Source organism: Dechloromonas sp. H13 (assembly GCF_009469615.1).
In the GTDB taxonomy this organism is placed as follows: domain Bacteria; phylum Pseudomonadota; class Gammaproteobacteria; order Burkholderiales; family Rhodocyclaceae; genus Azonexus.
On record NZ_SSXX01000003.1, the window covers coordinates 350,168 to 370,742 of the forward strand.

16 protein-coding genes are annotated in these 20,575 nt (G+C 66.9%); 4 read left to right on the top strand and 12 right to left on the bottom strand.

The features are described 5' to 3' along the window. Positions 1-52: 52 nt before the first annotated feature. The gene (locus tag GH660_RS09960; RefSeq protein WP_153146507.1) at positions 53-808 is read left to right on the top strand and encodes a hypothetical protein; all 756 of its coding nucleotides are present in this window, start codon (positions 53-55) and stop codon (positions 806-808) included. A gap of 57 nt (positions 809-865) precedes the next feature. Here the strand turns inward: GH660_RS09960 and GH660_RS09965 are convergent, their stop codons facing one another. Continuing rightward, positions 866-1,393, bottom strand: a complete 528-nt coding sequence (locus GH660_RS09965; RefSeq protein ID WP_153146508.1) for a superoxide dismutase family protein — start codon at positions 1,391-1,393, stop codon at positions 866-868. 103 nt (positions 1,394-1,496) lie between these two features. Between GH660_RS09965 and moaA the strand changes: the two genes are divergently transcribed. Then, positions 1,497-2,573, top strand: a complete 1,077-nt coding sequence (gene moaA / locus GH660_RS09970) for a GTP 3',8-cyclase MoaA (protein WP_153146509.1) — start codon at positions 1,497-1,499, stop codon at positions 2,571-2,573. A 90-nt stretch (positions 2,574-2,663) separates the two neighbouring features. Here moaA and typA read toward each other — a convergent pair whose 3' ends face one another. Continuing rightward, entirely contained in the window at positions 2,664-4,505 is a 1,842-nt protein-coding gene (gene typA, locus GH660_RS09975) for a translational GTPase TypA (RefSeq protein ID WP_153146510.1), read from the bottom strand. A 225-nt stretch (positions 4,506-4,730) separates the two neighbouring features. Between typA and GH660_RS09980 the strand changes: the two genes are divergently transcribed. Next, positions 4,731-5,177, top strand: a complete 447-nt coding sequence (locus GH660_RS09980) for an SRPBCC family protein (RefSeq protein WP_153146511.1) — start codon at positions 4,731-4,733, stop codon at positions 5,175-5,177. Positions 5,178-5,201: 24 nt separating this feature from the next. Here GH660_RS09980 and GH660_RS09985 read toward each other — a convergent pair whose 3' ends face one another. The 3 genes from GH660_RS09985 to GH660_RS09995 all read right to left on the bottom strand — a co-directional run bounded on the left by GH660_RS09985 (position 5,202) and on the right by GH660_RS09995 (position 9,121). Continuing rightward, positions 5,202-5,600, bottom strand: coding sequence for a group II truncated hemoglobin (locus GH660_RS09985; RefSeq protein WP_153146512.1), 399 nt, complete (start codon positions 5,598-5,600; stop codon positions 5,202-5,204). A gap of 79 nt (positions 5,601-5,679) precedes the next feature. After that, on the bottom strand, positions 5,680-6,822 hold the full coding sequence (locus GH660_RS09990; RefSeq protein WP_194266283.1) for a GGDEF domain-containing protein: 1,143 nt from the start codon (positions 6,820-6,822) through the stop codon (positions 5,680-5,682). 139 nt (positions 6,823-6,961) lie between these two features. After that, on the bottom strand, positions 6,962-9,121 hold the full coding sequence (locus GH660_RS09995; RefSeq protein ID WP_153146514.1) for a YgiQ family radical SAM protein: 2,160 nt from the start codon (positions 9,119-9,121) through the stop codon (positions 6,962-6,964). Between the two features lie 31 nt (positions 9,122-9,152). On the opposite strand from GH660_RS09995, the gene GH660_RS10000 reads away from it, so the two are divergent. Next, on the top strand, positions 9,153-11,351 hold the full coding sequence (locus GH660_RS10000; RefSeq protein WP_153146515.1) for a CHASE2 domain-containing protein: 2,199 nt from the start codon (positions 9,153-9,155) through the stop codon (positions 11,349-11,351). Here the strand turns inward: GH660_RS10000 and GH660_RS10005 are convergent. The 7 genes from GH660_RS10005 to GH660_RS10035 form a co-directional block, all read right to left on the bottom strand. After that, entirely contained in the window at positions 11,344-11,937 is a 594-nt protein-coding gene (locus GH660_RS10005) for an OmpA family protein (RefSeq protein ID WP_153146516.1), read from the bottom strand. The genes GH660_RS10000 and GH660_RS10005 overlap by 8 nt on opposite strands. Beyond that, complete coding sequence (locus GH660_RS10010) at positions 11,927-12,385, bottom strand: FecR domain-containing protein (RefSeq protein WP_228276444.1); 459 nt, start codon at positions 12,383-12,385, stop codon at positions 11,927-11,929. The genes GH660_RS10005 and GH660_RS10010 overlap by 11 nt, the downstream gene beginning before the upstream one ends. Positions 12,386-12,453: 68 nt before the next feature. Beyond that, the gene (locus GH660_RS10015; RefSeq protein ID WP_153146517.1) at positions 12,454-14,919 is read right to left on the bottom strand and encodes an ABC transporter permease; all 2,466 of its coding nucleotides are present in this window, start codon (positions 14,917-14,919) and stop codon (positions 12,454-12,456) included. Beyond that, a complete protein-coding gene (locus GH660_RS10020; protein WP_153146518.1) occupies positions 14,916-17,006 on the bottom strand; it encodes a bifunctional diguanylate cyclase/phosphodiesterase in 2,091 nt (696 codons plus the stop codon). Before GH660_RS10020 ends, GH660_RS10015 begins: the two co-directional genes overlap by 4 nt. A 25-nt stretch (positions 17,007-17,031) precedes the next feature. Beyond that, the gene (gene radA, locus GH660_RS10025) at positions 17,032-18,390 is read right to left on the bottom strand and encodes a DNA repair protein RadA (protein ID WP_153146519.1); all 1,359 of its coding nucleotides are present in this window, start codon (positions 18,388-18,390) and stop codon (positions 17,032-17,034) included. Positions 18,391-18,424: 34 nt separating this feature from the next. Next, positions 18,425-19,516, bottom strand: coding sequence for an alanine racemase (alr, locus tag GH660_RS10030; RefSeq protein WP_153146520.1), 1,092 nt, complete (start codon positions 19,514-19,516; stop codon positions 18,425-18,427). Then, positions 19,513-20,415 (bottom strand): LysR substrate-binding domain-containing protein, encoded by a 903-nt coding sequence (locus GH660_RS10035; RefSeq protein WP_153146521.1) that lies wholly within the window; start codon positions 20,413-20,415, stop codon positions 19,513-19,515. Before GH660_RS10035 ends, alr begins: the two co-directional genes overlap by 4 nt. Between the last annotated feature and the right edge of the window lie 160 nt (positions 20,416-20,575).

A 20,575-nucleotide genomic window follows, 5' to 3' on the forward strand; every position in this document is an offset into this window, starting at 1 on the left:
TCGGGGTATTTTGTCACCCTTTTGCCGAAAACGGCAGCCGCCAGGCTCACAAATGACCACGACCACCGAAATTCCCGCCGACCAGCTCGCCGCGCTGGCCTCTCCCGACACCCAGCGCCAGGCGGCGCGCATGGCCCAGGATGCCTTCGCCACCATCTTCCGCCTGACGGCCGATGCCGAGGGCGAGAAAATCGGCCCGGCGCTGGCCGATATCGAAACCCGTTGCCGCAACTGGTGCGCAGCGGGCGATGGCGCCGACGCTGCGGCGCTACGCATGGTGCTGCTGACCAGCGGCCTCGACCAGTGGGGCCTGGCCTACAGCCAGGCCTTCGGCCTCACCGCGATCCCCGCCCTGAGCGCCCTGCTCGGCGCCTTGCGTACTGCCCTCGACAGCGCCGACGACGCCCGTTTCCAGCGCTATTTCGAGCAGATCGAGCGGGTCGAAACCGACGCCGTCGATTTTCGGATTGAATTGCGGCGCAACATTCACCTGGCGCTGTGGCACGCGATGACCGCCTGCGACGACGACCAGGATGCACAGCGCATCGCGCAGGCCCTGGGCAGCATGCTGCTGGCGCTGGCCGGCCGCCTGCCGCTGCTCGGCTGGCGCCTGCTGGCGGATACGCTGGCCAGCATCCAGATCCGCCTGCTGAGTGACCCCTCGGCCAGCAGCCTGGCGCAGGAAACCACCGGGCAACTGTTCGCGGCGTTGCGCCAGAATCTTCCCGCCGAGCAATACCAGGCGATCCTCGCCTATTCCGGGCAGGCGGTGCTGGCCTGGCAGCAGTCGCGGCACGCCGCCAACTGAAAACGGACCGGAAATTGCCCGATCCGTCGCCTGTTGCGGTCGACGCCGCAAAAACGGCTATTTCCTGACGATGACCCCGCAGGCCTGGCGACCACCGGAATTGCCGGTCGGCTGCGTCTTGTAGTCGTCCAGCGCGGCGTGAACGATCACGCTGCGCCCGATGATGCTGTTCGGCCCGTCAGCGAGTGTCGGCCCCTCGAGGTAGGACACCTGGCGGGCATTCCCCTTGTCGTCGGCAACCAGCTGCACCATGTCGCCGAGGTGATGCTCGCCGCGTTCGGGGTTGCCATGGGGCTTGCCCGTCGGATTGAAATGACCACCGGCGCTGGTGCCGTCGGGCGCGCTGCAATCGCCCTTTTCGTGGATGTGGAAACCATGAAGACCCGGCGTCAGTCCGCTCGCCTCGGTGAACACCTTCAACTTGTCGCCCGATTGCACGAAAGTGACCGTGCCGCTGACCTTGTTGCCCTGGGTCGGGGCCAGCTGCGCCTCGGCACGGTCGGCCGAGGAGGTGCCCATGCCGCCCATGCAGCCGGCGAGTACGCCGCTGCACGCCAGCGCGCCAACGAGAATGAACTTTTGCATTTTTGATGCCTCCACTTGTTTGTGAATGTACGAATACCCATAATCGGCGGCCTGACACTACTGCCGGTTTCATTGTGAGGCCGAACCTGACGTCTGGCAAACCATGCAAAACGAGACCCTGAGGCCCGAAACGACACCAAACGGACTGAACGACTTCATTCCGACAAGCGACGTTGCGCGGCGTTCCCATCCGGCTGGCACGCTGGTCGATAAATATGGCCGCCGCATCACCTACGTGCGTCTGTCGATCACCGACCGCTGCGATTTCCGCTGCACCTACTGCATGGCCGAGGAAATGACCTTCCTGCCACGCCATGAGGTCATGAGCCTCGAGGAATGCCTGCAGGTAGCGTCGGTCTTCGTCGGTCTCGGCGTCAGCAAGCTGCGCATCACCGGCGGCGAACCGCTGGTGCGCAAGGAGGCGATGTGGCTGATCGAGCGCCTCGGCGCCCTGCCCGGCCTCGACAACCTGGTCATCACCACCAACGGCTCGCAGCTCGACCGTTTCGCGCCCGCACTCAAGTCGGCCGGCGTCAGGCGCATCAACATCAGCCTCGACACGCTCAAGGCCGACCGCTTCAAGGCCATCACCCGCATCGGCGACCTCTCCAAGGTGCTCAACGGCATCGCGGCGGCCGGGGCCGCGGGGTTCCGGCGCACCAAGCTCAATACGGTCATGATGCGCGGCATCAACGATGACGAATTCGGCGATCTCGTCCAGTTTGCCCTCGACCATGAACTCGACATCTCCTTCATCGAGGAAATGCCGCTCGGCGAAATCCACGGGCGCAGCAACACCTACATTTCTTCCGAGGAAACCCGCGAGCGGCTCGCCAGCCGTTTCGAACTGATCCCGTCGACCGAGTCGTCGGGCGGCCCGGCGCGCTACTGGCGGATTCCCGGCTCGGAATCGCGGGTCGGCTTCATCTCGCCGCACAGCCACAATTTCTGCGACAGCTGCAACCGCGTACGGATCACCGCCAAGGGCGAGCTCTACCCGTGCCTCGGGCAGAACGACGCGATGCACCTGCTGCCCATCCTGCGCGAGCATCCGGGCGAGGCGGCGCCGTTGCGCCAGGCGATCATGGACAGCATGGGCATCAAGCCCTACGGCCACGACTTCACGCAGCAGATGGAGGCGCCGCAGGTCGTGCGCTTCATGTCGATGACCGGCGGCTGATTTTTGCCCTTTTCCGGCGGTCGAACGCAACAATCGGCCAAAAGAAAGGCGGCCCGCAGGCCGCCTTTCCCATTCCGTCCGGAACGCCCGTTACAAGCCACGTAGCGCGCGCTTGCGCTCGATTTCTGTCAGGTGGCGCTTGCGCAGGCGAATCGATTTCGGCGTCAGTTCGACCAGTTCGTCTTCGGCAATGAACTCGACGGCGGCTTCCAGGCTCAGCTGAACCGGCGGCACCAGACGCACCGCTTCGTCGGTGCCGGAAGCGCGGACGTTGGTCAGCTGCTTGCCCTTGATCGGGTTCACGACCAGGTCGTTCTCACGACTGTGGATGCCGATGATCATGCCCTCGTACAGTTTCTCGCCCGGGCTGACGAACATGCGGCCGCGATCCTGCAGCTTCCACAGCGCGTAGGCCACGGCTTCGCCATTGTCCTGCGAGACCAGCACGCCGTTGCGGCGCTCGGCGACGGAACCTTCCTTGACCGGAGCATAGTCGTCGAAGACGTGGCTCATCAGGCCGTTGCCGCGCGTCAGGTTCATGAATTCGCCCTGGAAGCCGATCAGGCCGCGGGCCGGGATGCGATACTCGATGCGGACGCGACCGCGGCCGTCCGGCACCATGTCCTGCAGTTCGCCCTTGCGCAGGCCCAGGCTTTCCATGACGCCGCCCTGGGTGTCCTCCTCGACGTCGACGGTCAGTTGCTCGTACGGCTCGCACTCGACGCCGTCGATGATCTTCTTGACGACGCGCGGCCGGCCGACGGCCAGCTCGTAGCCTTCGCGGCGCATGTTCTCGAGCAGAATGCCGAGATGCAGTTCGCCACGGCCGGCCACGTCGAAGACGTCGCCGTTCGGCGTGTCATGCACGCGCAGCGCCATGTTGGTCAGCAGTTCCTTGTGCAGGCGGTCGCGGATCTGGCGGCTGGTGACGAACTTGCCTTCGGTGCCGGCCAGCGGGCTGGTGTTGACCATGAACTGCATCGACAGCGTCGGCTCGTCGATCTTCAGGAGCGGCAGCGATTCCGGCTGTTCCGGGTCGGTCACCGTGCAGCCCAGCACGAGGTCCTCGATGCCGGTGATCTGGACGATGTCGCCGGCCAGGCCTTCCTCCATCTCGACCTTGTTCAGGCCCTTGTAGCCGAAGACCTGGCCGATCTTGGCCTTGATCGGGGTGCGGTCGTGTTCGGCCGCCTCTTCCTCGGTGCCGAACATTACCAGCACGTTCTGGCCGGTCTTGACGCGGCCGCGGATGATCTTGCCGACGCCGATGCGGCCGACGTAGGACGAGTAGTCCAGCGCGGTGATCTGCAGCTGCAGCGGCGCGTCGATGTCGGCATCCGGTGCCGGGACATGGCGCAGGATGGTGTCGAACAGCGGCTTCATGTTTTCGCGTGGCTGGTCGAGCTCCATCGCCGCCCAGCCGTTGAGGCCGGAGGCGTAGACGATCGGGAAATCGAGCTGCTCGTCGGTGGCGCCCAGCTTGTCGAACAGGTCGAAAGTCAGATTGACGGCGTTGTCCGGATCGGCGCCGTCGCGGTCGACCTTGTTGACCAGCACGATCGGACGCAGGCCCTGGGCCAGCGCCTTCTTGGTCACGAAACGGGTCTGCGGCATCGGGCCTTCGGCGGCATCGACCAGCAGCACGACGCCATCGACCATGCCCAGCACGCGCTCGACCTCGCCGCCGAAGTCCGCGTGGCCCGGGGTGTCGACGATATTGATGTGGATGCCTTCGTATTCGACCGCGGTGTTCTTGGAGAGGATCGTGATGCCACGCTCCTTTTCCAGATCGTTGGAGTCCATGACGCACTCGACCAGTTGCTGGTGCGCGGCGAAGGTACCGGACTGGCGGAGCAGCTGGTCGACCAGCGTGGTCTTGCCGTGGTCGACGTGGGCGATGATGGCGATGTTGCGGATCGGACGAGCGGACATGGAGAAGGCCTGAAAAATCAAAGGCGTGATTCTACCACTGCATGCTGCGCCGCAACATCCCGATTCGCCGAAAGCGGCGATTTTTCTTTTCCCGGCGCAACTGCCGCCGGGCGGAAAAAAGGCCGTGCGGCGCCAGTGTTCGTTAAACTGGCGGGGCGCCCAGCGGCGAGGCGCCGATGCCGGGAACTTTCCGAACGCTCGCCGCCGCCCCGAGAGGAGACTGCCATGCCCGGAAACACTGTCCGTTTTCACCGCGTGCTGCGCGCCCCCGCCGAACGCATCTACCGTGCCTTTCTCGACCCCGACGCCATGAACAAATGGCTGCCGCCGGACGGTTTCACGGGTCGCGTCCATCACATGGATGCCCGCGTCGGCGGCAGCTACCGGATGTCGTTCACCAATTTCGCTACCGGCACGACGCATGCCTTCGGCGGCGATTTCGTCGAACTGTTGGCGAATGAGCGACTTAGCTACACCGATACCTTCGACGATCCCAACCTGCCGGGCGTGATGAAAACCACCGTGACCCTGAACCCGGTCTCGTGCGGCACCGAGGTCAATATCGTCCAGGAAGGCATACCGGCGGTCATTCCGGCTGAAATGTGCTACCTCGGCTGGCAGGATTCCCTGGCCCTGCTCGCCCGCCTGGTCGAGAGCGAGGCGGCCGGATGAACTGCCAGCCGGCAGATTTCTCCGTCAGCCCGCGCGATTGCGCATGAAATCGGCGGTGTTGAAAAAATTTTCGAGCAGCTTTGCGCGAATTTCCTTCTCGATACCGACATCCTCCATCGCCAGCACCATGCAGGCGACCCATTGGTCGCGCTCGCGGGTGCCGATCTCGAATGGCATGTGGCGCGCGCGCAGGCGCGGGTGGCCGAATTTCTCGACAAACAGGTCGGGACCACCGAACCAGCCGGAAAGGAACATGTACAGCTTGTCGCGCGAGCCCTGCAGGCTTTCCGGGTGCATGGCGCGCAGTTCGGCGAACTGCGGCACGGTGTCCATCAGTTCGTAAAAACGGTCGCAGAGTTTGCCGACGGCGGCATCGCCGCCGATCTTTTCATAGGTGGTCGTTGTGGCAGCCGGTGCGGTCATGGTGAAAACTCATGAAGGTGAAAGCGGAAGTCTACCCGAGGCCATCCGGCTTGCCGAGTGCCGGTAGCGGCGCCCAGGCTCAGGCCGGGACCGGATCGCAGCCGACATGCAGTATCCCGCCGCCGCCGTGCTCGATCTTGCTGCGGTACATCGCCTTGTCGACCGAGGCGATGACAGATTCGAGATCGGCGCCGTGCGACGGATAGTGCCCGATGCCGATCGAGACATTGAAATCGATCCGGTTGGACTGTGCCCATTCGTTGATCGCGCGCCGAATGCGCTGGGCGACAACCTCGCCGCCGTCGGGCGAGGCGTTGGGCAGGATCAGCAGGAATTCGTCGCCGCCGTAGCGCGCCACGACGTCGAGACTGCGGACGCTTTCGCGAATGCGTTCGGCGACGGCGACCAGGACGCGATCGCCGACATGGTGGCCATGCGTGTCATTGACGTTCTTGAAACCGTCGAGATCGGCGAACAGGACGACTGCCTCGCGTTCGTGCCCCGTTGACGACTGGCAAAGTTGCGTCACGCGCTCGTTGAGGGCCCGCCGGTTCAGCACGCCGGTCAGCGCATCGATGTTTCGCTCGTGGGCCAGCTTGTCCCGTACCCGTTCGATCTTGGCGGTCAATGAATACGCGTAAAGGACGATGATGGCGCAGAAGACGAGGAAGAAAATGGCGCTCACCGAGAACATGGCAAGGTAGTCCGGCAGGCGCAGCCAGACGATCACGATCGACGCTGCAAAACTGCCGATGGCGGCTTCGCCGAAGCTCCTGAGGCCGTAGCGCATGCCGTTGCCGAGGATGACCATCAGGAAGACGAGGAAGGCCGGCGTACTGAGCGTGGCATCGGCCAGGGCGGAGAAACTGGCCGCCGCGATGTCGATCCACATGGTCAGGCGCCGCCGCCAGGGGACGTGCGGCTGGCGCTGGGCATGCCACATGAAGCCGAGAATTTCGACGGCGTACAGCGACATGACGACATTGACCAGCCACAGGCTGGCCCACGGGCGGATCTGGGCTTCGCCGCCGACATTGAAATAGGCCACGGCCAGACAGCAAAAGAGGAGGCGGGTCAGGTATTGCGAGCGCTGGTCCTCCCAGGTCGGCAGGTGTTGCGTACCACGCAGCAGACCGATATCGATCCGGTGACCGCCGTTGCGCCTTCGCTCGCCTACCCGGCGATCATGTCCACGTCTGTTGTCGTCTCGCTCGTTTCGCATCCCCACTCCCGGCATCATGCGTCGTCAGCCAATGGAGCGAATGCGGCGTGTGCGGGTGCCGGATGTTCGCGCATTGCCTTGAACGGATTTTTTGCGCAAGTATCATCAGGTTGGGGGATGGCGTCAAACCCAATTGGAATTATTTTCCCGACAGCCGCTGCCGGTGCTCGCGCACCGGGCGCTTTTCCGGGGCAGTTCGGCGGATCGGGGGGCTTTTGCGGGCGGGGCCGGTGCCGGCCGGTTGCCAGGCCGGGATCAGCTGCTTCTTGCCGTTGCCGATCAGGTCGGCGCGCCCCATTTCCTTGAGCGCCTCGCGCAACAACGGCCAGTTGGCGGGATCGTGGTAGCGCAGGAAGGCCTTGTGCAGCTTGCGCTGGCGACCGTTGCGCACGGTGCCGACGACTTCGCCGCCCTGCCGGTGCAGCTTCTTGAGCGGGTTGCGCTCGCTGTGGTACATGGTCGTCGCCAGCGCCATCGGCGTCGGCAGGAAGGTCTGCACCTGGTCGAGGCGGAAATTGTTCTTCTTCAGCCACAGCGCGAGGTTGAGCATGTCCTCGTCACTGGTTCCGGGATGGGCGGCGATGAAGTAGGGAATCAGGTACTGTTCCTTGCCGGCTTCGCGCGAGAAGCGGTCGAACAACTGCTTGAAGCGGTCGTAGGCGCCCATGCCCGGCTTCATCATCTTCGACAGCGGGCCTTCCTCGGTGTGTTCGGGGGCAATCTTCAGGTAGCCGCCGACGTGGTGCGTCACCAGTTCCTTGATGTATTCGGGCGAACGGACGGCGAGGTCGTAACGCAAGCCGGAGCCGATCAGCACCTTCTTGACGCCCTTCAAGGTGCGCGCCTTGCGGTAGAGCGAGATCAGCTGTGAATGGTCGGTGCCGAGGTTTTCGCAGATGTCCGGATAGACGCAGGACAGGCGGCGGCAGGCCGACTCGATCTTCTCGTCCTTGCACTTCAGGTGATACATGTTGGCGGTCGGCCCGCCGAGGTCGGAGACGATGCCGGTGAAGCCCGGCGTCTTGTCGCGCATCTCCTCGATCTCGCGCAGCACCGAGTCTTCCGAGCGGCTCTGGATGATGCGCCCTTCGTGCTCGGTGATCGAGCAGAAGGTGCAGCCGCCGAAGCAGCCGCGCATGATGTTGACCGAGAAGCGGATCATTTCCCAGGCCGGAATCTTGGCTTCGCCGTAGGCCGGATGCGGCCGGCGGGCGTAGGGCAGTTCGTAGACCTTGTCGAGTTCCTCGGTGGTCAGTGGGATCGGCGGCGGGTTCAGCCAGACGTCGCGCTCGCCGTGTGCCTGGACCAGCGCCCGCGCATTACCGGGGTTGGATTCGAGGTGGAACGTGCGCGAGGCGTGGGCGTAGAGCACCGGGTCGTTGCTGACCTGTTCGTAGGACGGCAGGCGGACGACGGTGTGGGCACGCTTGTCCTTGCGCGCGGCGAGACGTTCGGCACGGGAAACGATGCGTACCGCATGCTCGCCGGGGGCGGTTGCGGTCGACGGCCCGGAAGTGCCCATTTCCATGGCGTAGGGGTCGGCGTGTTTGACCAGCGGCCCCGGTGTGTCGACCGAGGTCGAATCCATCGCTTCCCATTCATCGGAAGGCAGCCAGCCGGCCGGCACCATGAAGGCTGTGCCCCGCAGGTCGCGGATCTCGGCGATCTTTTCACCCTTGGCCAGACGATGCGCCAGTTCGACGATGGCCCGTTCGGCATTGCCGAAAACCAGCAAATCAGCCTTCGAATCAGGCAGCACCGAGCGCCGCACCTTGTCCGACCAGTAATCGTAATGGGCGATGCGGCGCAGGCTGGCCTCGATCGAACCGATCACCACGTTGCTGCCGGGATAGGCCTCGCGGCAGCGCTGGGCATAGACGGTAACGGCGCGGTCCGGGCGCTTGTTCGGTTCGGCATTGGGCGTGTAGGCGTCGTCGGAGCGGATCTTGCGGTCGGAGGTATAGCGGTTGACCATCGAATCCATGTTGCCGGCCGTGACGCCGAAGAACAGGTTGGGCTTGCCGAGCCGCTTGAAGTCGGCCGCCGAATTCCAGTCCGGCTGACAGATGATGCCGACGCGGAAACCCTGCGCTTCGAGGAGCCGCCCAATCAGCGCCATGCCAAAGCTCGGGTGGTCGATGTAGGCGTCGCCGGTGACAAGGACGACGTCACACGAATCCCAGCCCAGGGCCTCCATTTCGGCGCGCGACATGGGCAGGAAGGGCGCCGGGCCGAAACGCTGCGCCCAGAACTTGCGGTAGCCGAAAAGCGGCCGGGTAGCTTGCTGAATTGAATCCATGGCCTATTTTACCTGAGCCGTCGGCCGCGCCATGCGTGGCATAATCGGCCGCATCGCATCGCCGGCGGTAATCCCGCACGGGACAAGGGAGCGCCAGATTCCGAGCCAACCGAGACACCTCCTTCTCGCCCTGCTCCAGGCCGGGCGTGGGCGCGCCCTGCCCCTGCTCTTCCTCGCGCTCGCCGTTCTGGCGCTGGCGAATTTCGATGCGACACCCCTGCCCCCCCTGCGCAACGCCCAGTTCGACCGCTACCAGCGCCAGATGCCGCGCACCCGCGACGGCGAGCCGGTAATCGTCGTCGGCATCGACAGCGCGAGCCTGCTCAGGCATGGCCAGTGGCCGTGGTCGCGCGACCTGATGGCCGACCTGACGAGCCGGATCCTGGCCGGCCGGCCGCACGCGCTGGGGATCGACATCGTTTTCGCCGAACGCGACCGCTTCGCCCCGCCGGCGCTCGCCGAGCGCTTTCCCACCCTGCCGCCCGCCACTTTTGCCGGCCTGCCCGGGCCGGACGAACAGCTTGCCGCGGCGCTGGCCGGCGGTCCGACGGTGCTGGCGGTGATCGGCGTCGCCAATGCGCTGCCGGGTTCGCGCCAGCCGTCCAGACCGCTGCCGGCGCTGGCCGCCGGCGACCCGGCGATGCTCGCGGCCCTGACGCGCTTCCCCGCCGCGATCGCCAGCCTGACCCTGCTGGAAGGCAGCGCCGCCGGCGCCGGGCTGGTCAACGCCACGCTGGACGGCATGCGGTCCACCGCCGAGCGCGGTGTGCTGCGGCGGGTGCCGACGCTGGCGCTGGTCGGCGACCAGCCCTTCCTCTCGCTGCCGCTGGAAATGGTGCGCGTCGCGCTCGGCGCCGGCGGACAGGTGGCTATCGAAGCCGGGCCGCACGGCATGCAGGGCATCCGCGTCGGCGACTATGCGCTGCCGACCCAGGGCAACGGCGAACTGCTCCTCCACTACGGGCGTTCGAAGGCCAGTTACTACCTCTCGGCCGCCGACGTGCTGGCCGGCGCCTACCCGCCGGAGACGTTCACGTCGCGCTTCGTGCTGATCGGCTTCAACAGCACCGGCCTGCAGGACGCCACCGTCACCCCGCTCGGCGAACTGCTTCCCGGCGTCGACATCCATGCCCAGATCATCGAAAGCTTGCTGGCCGGCACCGCGCTGCGCCGCCCGGCCTGGATGCCGCAGGTCGAAATGGCCGCCCTGCTGCTTGGCGGCCTGCTGCTGATCGTCGCGGTGCCCGTCCTCCGTCCGCGCTACGCCACCCTGGCCTTCGTCGCGCTGATCGGGCTGCTGCTGGCTGCCGGCCATTTCGCCTTCGCCGCCGGCCGCTGGCTGTTCGACGGACTGTCGCTCGTGCCGCTGCTGGCCCCGGTCTTCATTTCCCTCCTGAGCGCCACCCTGATAGCCGCCGACGCCCGGCGGCGCCAGGCCGAAGCCCAGTTGCAGGCGAGCCGCGAGGCCGCCGCGCGGATCGACGGCGAACTCGATGCCGCGCGCCGCATCCAGATGGGACTGCTGCCCGACCCGTCGAGTCGTTTCGCCGGCGAAACTCGCTTCGCCGTCGCCGCGCTGCTCGAACCGGCGCGCGCCATCGGTGGCGATTACTACGACTGCTTCATGCTCGACGAACGCCGCCTGTGCCTGGCCATCGGCGACGTTTCCGGCAAGGGCATTCCGGCCAGCCTGTTCATGGCCATTTCGAAGACCCTGGCCGGCACCCTGACGCGGCGTCATGACGATCTCGGCCAGGCCGTCTGCGACCTGCAACGCGAACTGAATCGCGACAACCCGGAATTCCAGTTCGTGACGACCTTCATCGGCATTCTCGATGCCGACAGCGGGCTGCTCGAATTCGTCTGCGCCGGCCACGACGCGCCGCTGCTGCTGAGCCAGGGCGCCGTGCGGCCGCTCGACATCGCGCGCATCGCCGGTCCGCCGCTCTGCGCGCTGGCCAATTACCCGTTCGCCAGCGCCCGCCTGCAACTGCTGCCGGGCGACCTGCTCTGCCTGTTTACCGACGGGATCAGCGAAGCCAGCGACGGGCGGGAGATGTTCGGCACCGGCCGCCTCGCCGCCGCGCTGCTCGCCGGCAGTTCGCGGGCGCCACTGGCGGAGCGGGCGACGGCGATCCGCGATGCCGTCCGTCGCTTCGAAGCCGGCCAGGCGCCGTTCGACGACTTGACCCTGCTGCTTGCCGTCTGGTGCGGTCGACCGCCTACCTGATGCTGATTTCGACCCGCCGGTTTTTGGCTTCGGCAACTTCGTCGCCGGTCTTCACCAGCGGCTCGCGCTCGCCGCGTCCGGCCGTTTCGATCTTCTCGCCGGGCACGCCGGCGGCGATCAGGATTTCGCGCACCGTTGCCGCGCGCCTGAGCGACAGCTTGTCGTTCGCCTCCAGCCCGCCCACCGTGTCGGTATGCCCGATGACCGTCACCTCGGCGGCCGGCCGGCTGGCGATTTCGTGTTTGATGGCAGTCAGTTCGGCATCCGACTCGGGCGTCAGTGCCTCGGCCCCGCCCGCGAAGTAAAGCGTGAAGCTGCGCGGCCGCTTCGGCTGCGCCGCCAGTGCGGCGCCGAACTTCTCCTCGACCTCCGCCGCCGACGACTTGTATGCGCTGGCGCTGCCGGCCCGCCGCTGAACAGCGGCGAACGGCTTGTCGAGCAGTGTTTCGCCTTGCGCATCGCGGACGATGACGGCCGTCGGCCGGCCATCCGGCGCCGGCAGCAGGACCACGCGCTCGCTGACGCAGCCGCCGAGCAGCACGCCGGCAGCAACGATCAGCGGCCATCCGGGATGGTCAATCCTCATTGCTGCGCCCCGCTTCGACGACGAACTCGGTGCCGCGGACACCGATCACCGAAGTCGGCGTCCGGAAGTCGATCGACTCCGGCGTCTCCTTTGCGATCTTGCCGGTGGAGACGGCGAGCGTTCCCTTGCGGATGCCGACCGATACGGCGCCGGCGTTGGTCGTGCTGTCGAACTCGAACTTGTCCACCACGAACAGCGAATTCGGGCCGGCGGACAGCAGCGTGTTGTCGCGCAAGGTCACGCCGACCGCGCCGTCAGCCCCGGTGCGCACCTTGTCGGCAGCGAACACCGGCGTCCCGACCACGCCCGGCAAGCGCCTCCCGGCATGCTCGACGGTCACGTCGCCCTTGCTGGTCTTGATCGTTCCCGCCGCGATGTCGTCGGCCGCCGGCGCGTTGAAGCTGAGGCAGGCAAGCACGAGCGCCACCCGGATTGTTGTACTTTTCACCGGCATTTCCTCGGTCGGACTGAAAACCACAGATTCTACCGTGGGCATCTCTGCCCGCCGGCAACGTTTCAGGCGCCGGCGCGTAGGGCCAGCAACGGCGGCGTCGCCAGCAGGCGACGTACCGCCAGCCAGCCGATGCCCACCGCCAGCAGCGCGCCGGCCAGCGTCGCCAGCGGGAAGAGCCAGACATCCAGGGGCATCTCCAGCTGGAACACGTTGCGCGCCAGCAACTGGCCGACTACCGCCGCGCCGGCGGCGGCGATCAGCCCGGCGATCGCCCCGACCACCGCCAGTTCGGCGAGCAGCGACTGGCGCAACTGGGCGCGCCCGGCACCGAGCGCCCGCATCACCGACAGTTCGTAGCGCCGCTCGTCGAAGGCCGTGAGCAGCGCGGAGACCAGCACGACCGCGCCGGCCAGCAGCGTGAACAGGAAGATGAACTGCACCGCCCGCGCCACCTGCCCCATGATGGCCTGGATCTGCGCCAGGATGGCGGCGACGTCGATCAGCGTCAGGTTGGGGAAACGGGCGACCAGGTCCTGGGCCAGCGCCGCCTGGTCCGCCGCCAGGTGGAAGCTGGTGATGTAGCTGGCCGGTGCGCCGTCGAGCACGCCGGGCGGCGTCAGGACGAAGAAATTGACGCGCATCGAATCCCAGTCCAGCTTGCGCAGGCTGCTGACGCGGACCCGCGTTTCCTGCCCGGCGATGACGAAGGCCAGCTCGTCGCCGGTCCTGATGCCGAGTGTTTTCGCCAGCCCTTCCTCGACCGACGCCAGCCCCTTGCCGGCATCCTCCGTCGCGAACCAGCGGCCGGCCGTGATCCGGTTGCCGGGCGGCGCATCGGCGCGCCAGGAAAGGTTGAATTCCCGCTCGATCAGGCGCTGGGCGCGTTCGTCATCCGGATAGCTGGCGGCGCTGACCGGATGCCCGTCGATCCGCATCAAGCGTCCGCGCACCATCGGTGACAGTTCGGCCACGATACCGGCGGCGGCGAGCGCTTCGGCCACCGGCTGGCGCTGCTCGGGCTGGATGTTGATGATGAAGCGGTTCGGCGCGTCGGCCGGCGTCGCCTTCTGCCATGCCGCCAGCAATTCGCCCCGGGTCACCGTCAGCAGCAGCATGGCCATCAGGCCGAGCGCTAGGGCGACGATCTGCAAGGTATTGGCAGCCGCGTGCCGCTCCAGGCTGGCCAACCCCTGGCGCCAGCCGATGCCGCCGCGGCGCAAACCGGCCACCAGGCGCAAGGCCAGCCGGGCGAGCAGCCAGAAGGCCGCGAGCGCGCCGGCAAAGCCGCCGATGGCGTAGGCGCCGAGCCGCAAATCGCCAGCCACCAGCAGCAACAGCCCGGCCAGCGCAGCGATGCCGAGCGCATAGCCGCCGAGGAGCGAAGGCTTGGGCGGCCCCAGTTCCCGGCGCAGCACGCGCAGGGTCGGCACCTTGCTCAGCTGCAGCAGCGGCGGAAAGGCGAAGCCGAACAGCAACACCGCAGCCACCGCCCCGCCTTCGGCCAGCGGCCGCCAGCCGGCCGCCGGCAGGCGCAGCGCGAGCAGGTCGGCCAGCCAGGCGACCAGCACGAAGTGCGCGGCGAACCCGAGCAGGCAGCCGAGCAGCGCGGAAAGCAGCGCCAGCCAGACGAACAGCCCGGCGTGCAGACGGATCAGGCCGGACTGCGTGATGCCAAGGCAACGCATCACGGCGCAGGCGTCGAGATGACGCTGCATGTAGCGGCGTGCCGCGAGGGCGACGGCGACGGCCGCCAGCACCACGGTCAACAGCGTGGCGAGGCCGAGAAAGCGTTGCGCGCGGTCGATGACGGTGCGGATCTCGGGGCGCGCATTGCTGGCATCCTCGAGGCGTTCACCGCGGCCCAGACGCGGCTCGACCCACTTGCGGAACCCGGCGACGGCGGCCGCCTCGCCGGCGACCAGGAAACGATAGGTCAGGCGCGAACCCGGCTGCACTAGGCCGGTCGCCGGCAGATCGTCGAGATGCATCATCAGGCGCGGCGCCAGGGTGAAGAAATTGATCCCGCGATCCGGTTCAAGGGTCAAAATTGCCTCCACCGGCAGGCCGCTCTGCCCCAGCTGCACGCCCTGCCCGGGCCCGGCCTGCAGGGCGCTGGCGAGCCGTTCGTCGAGCCAGACGCCGCCCGGCCGCGGTCCCTTGTCGGTGGTGCCGTTCGCCGTGCCCAACCGCCCGCGCAGCGGGTAGCTGCTGCTGACCGCCTTGATGTCGGCCAACTGGGCATGCCCGCCGCCCAGCACCATGCTCGGGAAGATCGCCGTGTCCGCGGTCTGAAGGCCGAGCCGGACCGCCTCGTCGCGGATCGTCGCCGGCCACGGATGATCGGCGACCAGCAGCAGATCGCCGCCGAGCAGCTGGTGCGCCTCCTGCTCCAGCGCCAGCCGCACGCGATCGGCAAAGAAGCCGACCGCTGTGACCGCAGCCACGGCGACCACGAGTGCGGCGAGCAGCAGGCGCAATTCCCCGGACCGCAGCTCCCGGCCCAGGAGGCGCCAGGCGAGGCCGTTCATCGCGGCAGGCTGGCCCAGCGCGCCCGGAATTCGGCAGGCGCCACGGCCGATCCGTGCAGGAAGCCCTGCAGCTGGTGGCACCCCGATTCACTGAGGAAGGCCGCCTGCTCGGCGGTCTCGACGCCCTCGGCGACGACCTCGAAATCGAGGCTCTGGGCCAGCGCCATGACCGAGCGAATGATCGCCTCGTCCTCGGGGTTGGTGCCGATGCCGACGACGAAGGAGCGGTCGATCTTGAGCTGCTGGACCGGCAGCATCTTCAGGTAGGAGAGCGAGGAATAGCCGGTGCCGAAGTCGTCGAGCGCCAGGCTGATGCCGATGCGGCGCAGGCGGTCGAGCAACGAAAAGGCGTCGTCCACGGCCATGACTACCGATTCGGTGATTTCCAGCTTGAGCCGCCCCGGTTCGATGCCGGTTTCGTCGAGAATTTCGAGCAGGGTCCCAACGAATTCCGGGCGTTCGAGCTGCTTGACCGACAGGTTCACCGAAACCTGCGGCAACTCGAAGCCGCTCGCCTGCCAGCGCATGACCTGGCGGCAGGTTTCACGCAGCGCCCAGGTGCCGAGTGCGATGATGATGCCGGAATCCTCGGCCAGCGGAATGAAGCGCGCCGGCGGCACGTTGCCGAGCTCCGGGCTTTCCCAGCGGACCAGCGCCTCGGCGCCGACCAGGCGCCCACTGCGGGCCTCGACCTGCGGCTGCAGATGGACCGACAGTTCGCTGCTGTCCAGCGCCCGGCGCAGCAGCATCTCGATCTGGATCCGCTCCTGCGCGTCGCGCGTCATTTCCGGGGTATAGAAATGGTAATGGCCGCGCCCCAGCGCCTTGGCGCGGTACATCGCCGTGTCGGCGTTGCGCAGCAGTTCGCCGACCGAGGTGCCGTCGTTCGGAAAGATGCTGATGCCGACCGAGGCGGTCAGGAAAAGATCGTGGCCACCGATGCGGAAAGGCGCATCGAAGGCGGCGATCACCTCCTGCGCGAGCATGGCGACCTCGTCTTCGCTGCGCACCGCTTCCATCACGCAGATGAACTCGTCACCGCCCAGGCGGGCGATCATGTCAATCAGACGGACATGCTCGCACAGCGCAGCCGACACCGAGACCAGCAACTCGTCCCCGACGCCGTGCCCGAGCGAATCATTGACCTGCTTGAACTGGTCGAGATCGATGAAGAGCACCGCCACCCGGCCCTCTTTGGCGACGGCGTCGCTCAGGCTGGCTTCCAGGCGCTCGAGGAAATAACGGCGGTTGGCCAGCCCGGTCAACGGGTCGTGGTAGGCGAGATAATTCAGCTTGCTCTCGGCCTGGCGCCGCTCGGCAACCTCGTCTTCCAGCTGGCGGTTGGAGCGCCGCAACTCCGTGGTTCGCGCGTCGACCTGAATTTCCAGCGTGCTGCGCGCCGCCTCGATGCGCTCCGCCTGATCGTGCAGGATACCCTGGGCGCGACGGACGACGAGCAACTGCATCAGGTAGAGCAGCGCAAACACCGCGGCGACGACCGTCGTGACGATCCACAGCATCCGCTGCAGCGACGCCATGAACGGGGAAACATCCTGATAGAGCTCCAGGACGCCCTCGATCGCCTTGGCGTCGCCGGCAATCGGGATATAGGTGGCCAGCAGGTCGATACCGGAACGAACCCCCTCGAAGGTGTCCAGGGTGTCGCGGCGCGTCAGGTCGCTGACGACCTGCCCGCCGAGCGCGGCCTTGAATCCGGGGTTGGCGAGGCTGCTCTCGCCGACCTGCGACGGGTCGGTCGAGAAGATGGTCACGCCGAGGCGGTTATAGATCTTGATCTTGACTACCGCCGTGCCGCCCATCAGCGCCTTCACGCCACGCTGCATCGCCTGCGACTCGTCCGATTCCTGCAGCATCGAGGCGTCCTGGCCGACCGAGGCCGCCATCAGGCCGTTCAGCGGCGCGCCGAGCACGTTTTTCAGGACCTGCGCCAGGGCGACGTTGCGGTCTTCGGCCAGCGAGGTCATCTGGTGGACCGAAACCTCGCGGTACAGCAGGCCAAGCAGGCCGGCGGCCAAGCCGATCAGGATCAGGCTGAGGATCGAGAAATAGCGGGCTAGATTGAACATGTCGGAGATATCGGTTCGGCGCAGCTTATTCGATCTCGCGTATCCTGGCCACCGCCTCTTCCACGCGCCTGACGGCGATGACCTCCATGCCGGCGATCGCTTGCTTCGGGCGATTCGCCTCGGGAATCAGCGCCCGCGTAAAGCCGAGCTTGGCGGCTTCCTTCAGACGCTCCTGCCCACGCGGCGCCGGGCGCACTTCGCCGGCCAGTCCAACCTCACCAAACACTATAAGTTTCGACGGCAACGGTTTGTTTTTCAATGATGACATGATCGACAGCAGGACTGCGAGGTCGGCTGCCGGTTCACCGATCCTGACGCCGCCGACGGCATTGACGAAGACATCCTGATCGAAGCAGACGATGCCGGCATGGCGATGCAGCACCGCCAGCAGCATTGCCAGGCGCTGCGCATCGAGGCCGACGGTCAGGCGGCGCGGATTGCCGTGCGCGGCGTCGACCAGCGCCTGGATTTCGACCAGCAGCGGCCGCGTGCCTTCCTGCGTCACCATCACGCAGGAACCGGCAACGTCTTGGCCATGCTGCGACAGGAACAGCGCCGACGGGTTGTTGACGCCCTTCAGCCCCTTGTCGGTCATGGCGAAGACGCCTAGTTCGTTGACCGCGCCGAAGCGATTCTTGACCGCCCGCACCAGCCGGAAGCTGGAATGCGTGTCGCCCTCGAAGTAGAGCACGGTGTCGACGATGTGTTCGAGCACGCGCGGGCCGGCCAGCGCGCCGTCCTTGGTCACGTGGCCGACGAGGACGATGGTGATGCCGCTCTGCTTGGCCAGCCGCGTCAGCTGGGCGGCGCATTCACGCACCTGGGCGACCGAGCCGGGGGCGCTGGAAAGCTGGTCCGACCACAGCGTCTGGATCGAGTCGATGACTGCCACCTGGGGGGCTTCGCCCTGCAGGGTGGCGAGAATCCGCTCCAGGTTGATTTCGGCCATCAGTTGCAGCGCGCGGGTATCGAGCCCCAGCCGGCGCGCCCGCAGCGCCACCTGCTCGCCCGATTCCTCGCCGCTGACGTAGAGCACCTTGCAGGCCGACGACAGCACGGAAAGCGCCTGCAGCAGCAGCGTGCTCTTGCCGATGCCGGGATCGCCGCCGATCAGCACGACGCCGCCGGGAACCAGCCCGCCGCCCAGCGCCCGGTCGAACTCGGCGATGCCGGTCGGGATGCGCTCGGTTTCGCGCGCCTCGATTTCCGAGAGATTGCGCAGACGCGCCACCGGCGCCAGCGATTCGAAACGGTGGCCGCTCGCCTTTTCGGCCACGCTCTCGACCAGGGTGTTCCATTCCCCGCAGCCGGGGCATTGCCCCTGCCATTTCGGGCTCGTCGCCCCGCACTCGGTGCAACTGTAGATCGACTTTGCTTTTGCCATGATGCGCGGAGGATACACCACGCCGCCGGCGCGCCTAATCGACAAAATCGACCGGTACCCGCGGCGCCAGCGCGCAGAAGAGTTCGTAGGCGATGGTACCGGCCGCGGCGGCGACGTCGTCGGCCGGCACCTGCCCGGCCAGCCCGTTCCCCCACAGCGTGACCGGTGCGCCGAGGCCGGCTTCGGGAATCGCCGTCAGATCGCAGGCCAGCATGTCCATCGACACCCGCCCGATGGTGCGCGTCCGCTGCCCCATGACGGCGATCGGCGTGCCGCTCGGCGCGTGGCGCGGGTAACCGTCGGCGTAGCCGCAGGCGACGACGCCGATGCGCATCGGCTGCGCGGCGACGAAGGTGCCGCCGTAGCCGACGCGGTCGCCGGGCGTCAGCTGCTGGACGGCGATAATCTCGCTTTCGAGCGCCATCGCCGGCTGCAGCCCGAGCTCCGCGGCGCTCTGGTCGGCGAACGGACTGGCGCCGTAGAGCATGATGCCGGGCCGCACCCAGTCGCCATGCGTCTGCGGGTGGCGCAGAATGGCCGCCGAATTGGCGAGGCTCACCGCCCCCCGCCAGTCGCCGGCCATTTTCCGGAAGCGGGCCAGTTGCTCCGCCACCCCGCGTTCGCCATCGGCCTCGGCGAAATGCGTCATCAGCGTCAGATCGACGTTGGGAAGCGGGGCCAGGATTTCGCGCGCCCGGCGCAGGTCGACCGCATTCAGCCCCAGGCGGTTCATGCCGGTATTGAGCTTGAGGCAGATCGCCAGCGGTATCCCCGGCTTGACCGAGTCGAGCAGCAACGCCAGCTGTTCGAGGCAATGGACGACCGTGGTCAGCCCGTATTCGCCGACCGCCCGCGCATCGCGGGCACTGAAGATGCCCTCGAGCAGCAGGATCGGCTGGGTGATGCCGGCCTCGCGCAGGGCGGCGGCGTTTTCGCACTCGAGGACGGCGAAGCCGTCGGCTTCCTCGCGCAGCGCATCCACCGCCCGCCACTGGCCGTGGCCGTAGGCGTTGGCCTTGATCACCGCCCATGCCCGGGCGGCCGGTGCCAGGCGGCGGGCCACACGATAGTTGTGCTGCAAGGCAGCGCGAAAAATGCGGGCGCGAATAGGGCGCGAAGTCGTCATGGTGCCGATTCTCTCAGTTTCTGCCGGGCAAATTGCACGAAGGTGGTGACCAGGCGCGAGCTGAAGCGATCGTCGCGCTGCATCAGGTAGAGGCTGCGCCGCAGCGGCGGCTTCAGCGGCACGGCAACCAGCGTCCCGCACCGCGTTTCCCGGGCGACCGCCTCGCGCGCAACGATGGCGAAGCCGAGCCCGGTCGCCACGACGCCCTTGAGCGCTTCCGGACTGCCCAGTTCCATCAGCATCTTGAGCTCCTCGACGGGAACCCGGTTGGCGCGGAACCAGGCATCGGTGATTTCGCGCGTTCCCGAACCCGGTTCGCGCGCTATGTATTCGTAATCGACCAGTGCTTTCGCGCCGACCTGCGGCAGGCCGGCCAGCGGGTATTCCGGGGCGCAGATCACCGCCAGCTCGTCCTCGCGGCAGACTTCGCCGCTCAGGCCGGGCAATTTCGCCGGTGCCTCGGTCAGCCCGAGATCGAGGGTGCGTTCGGCAACACGGCTGGCGATGCTTTCGGAATTGGCGACGATCAGGCGCACCCTGACCTGCGGGTATTGCGCGTTGAACTCGCTGAGCAGCGGCGGCAACAGCCATTCGGCAACCGTCGCCGGTGCACCGATCAGGAACTGCCCGCGCATCTCGCCGGTCATTTCCGCGAGCCGGATGTCCATCTCGTCACCGAGAGCGAGGATCCGCTCGGCGTAGGACAGCACCAACTCACCGGCCGGCGTCAGCGATATGCTGCCGTGCCGGCGCTCGAACAGGCGGGTGGCGTACTGCTCCTCCAACTGGCGGATCTGGAAGGTGACCGCCGGCTGCGTCATGAACAGCGCTTCGGCCGCCCGCGTGAAGCTGAGATGTCTGGCAACGGCATGAAAGACCTGCAGGCGCCGGTCCGCCATCGTTTTTCTCCTTGTCGATCGTCCCTGCCATTCAATCACATTCGGTGCGCCGCTGGCCACCGGCCGTCCGTCCGGAACCGGCAAAATCGCCTGTTTCCGGCCGTCGACCGCGACAGGGGCGCGCTTGCGCCGTCACAATTCCGTGGTATAACCTGCGGCC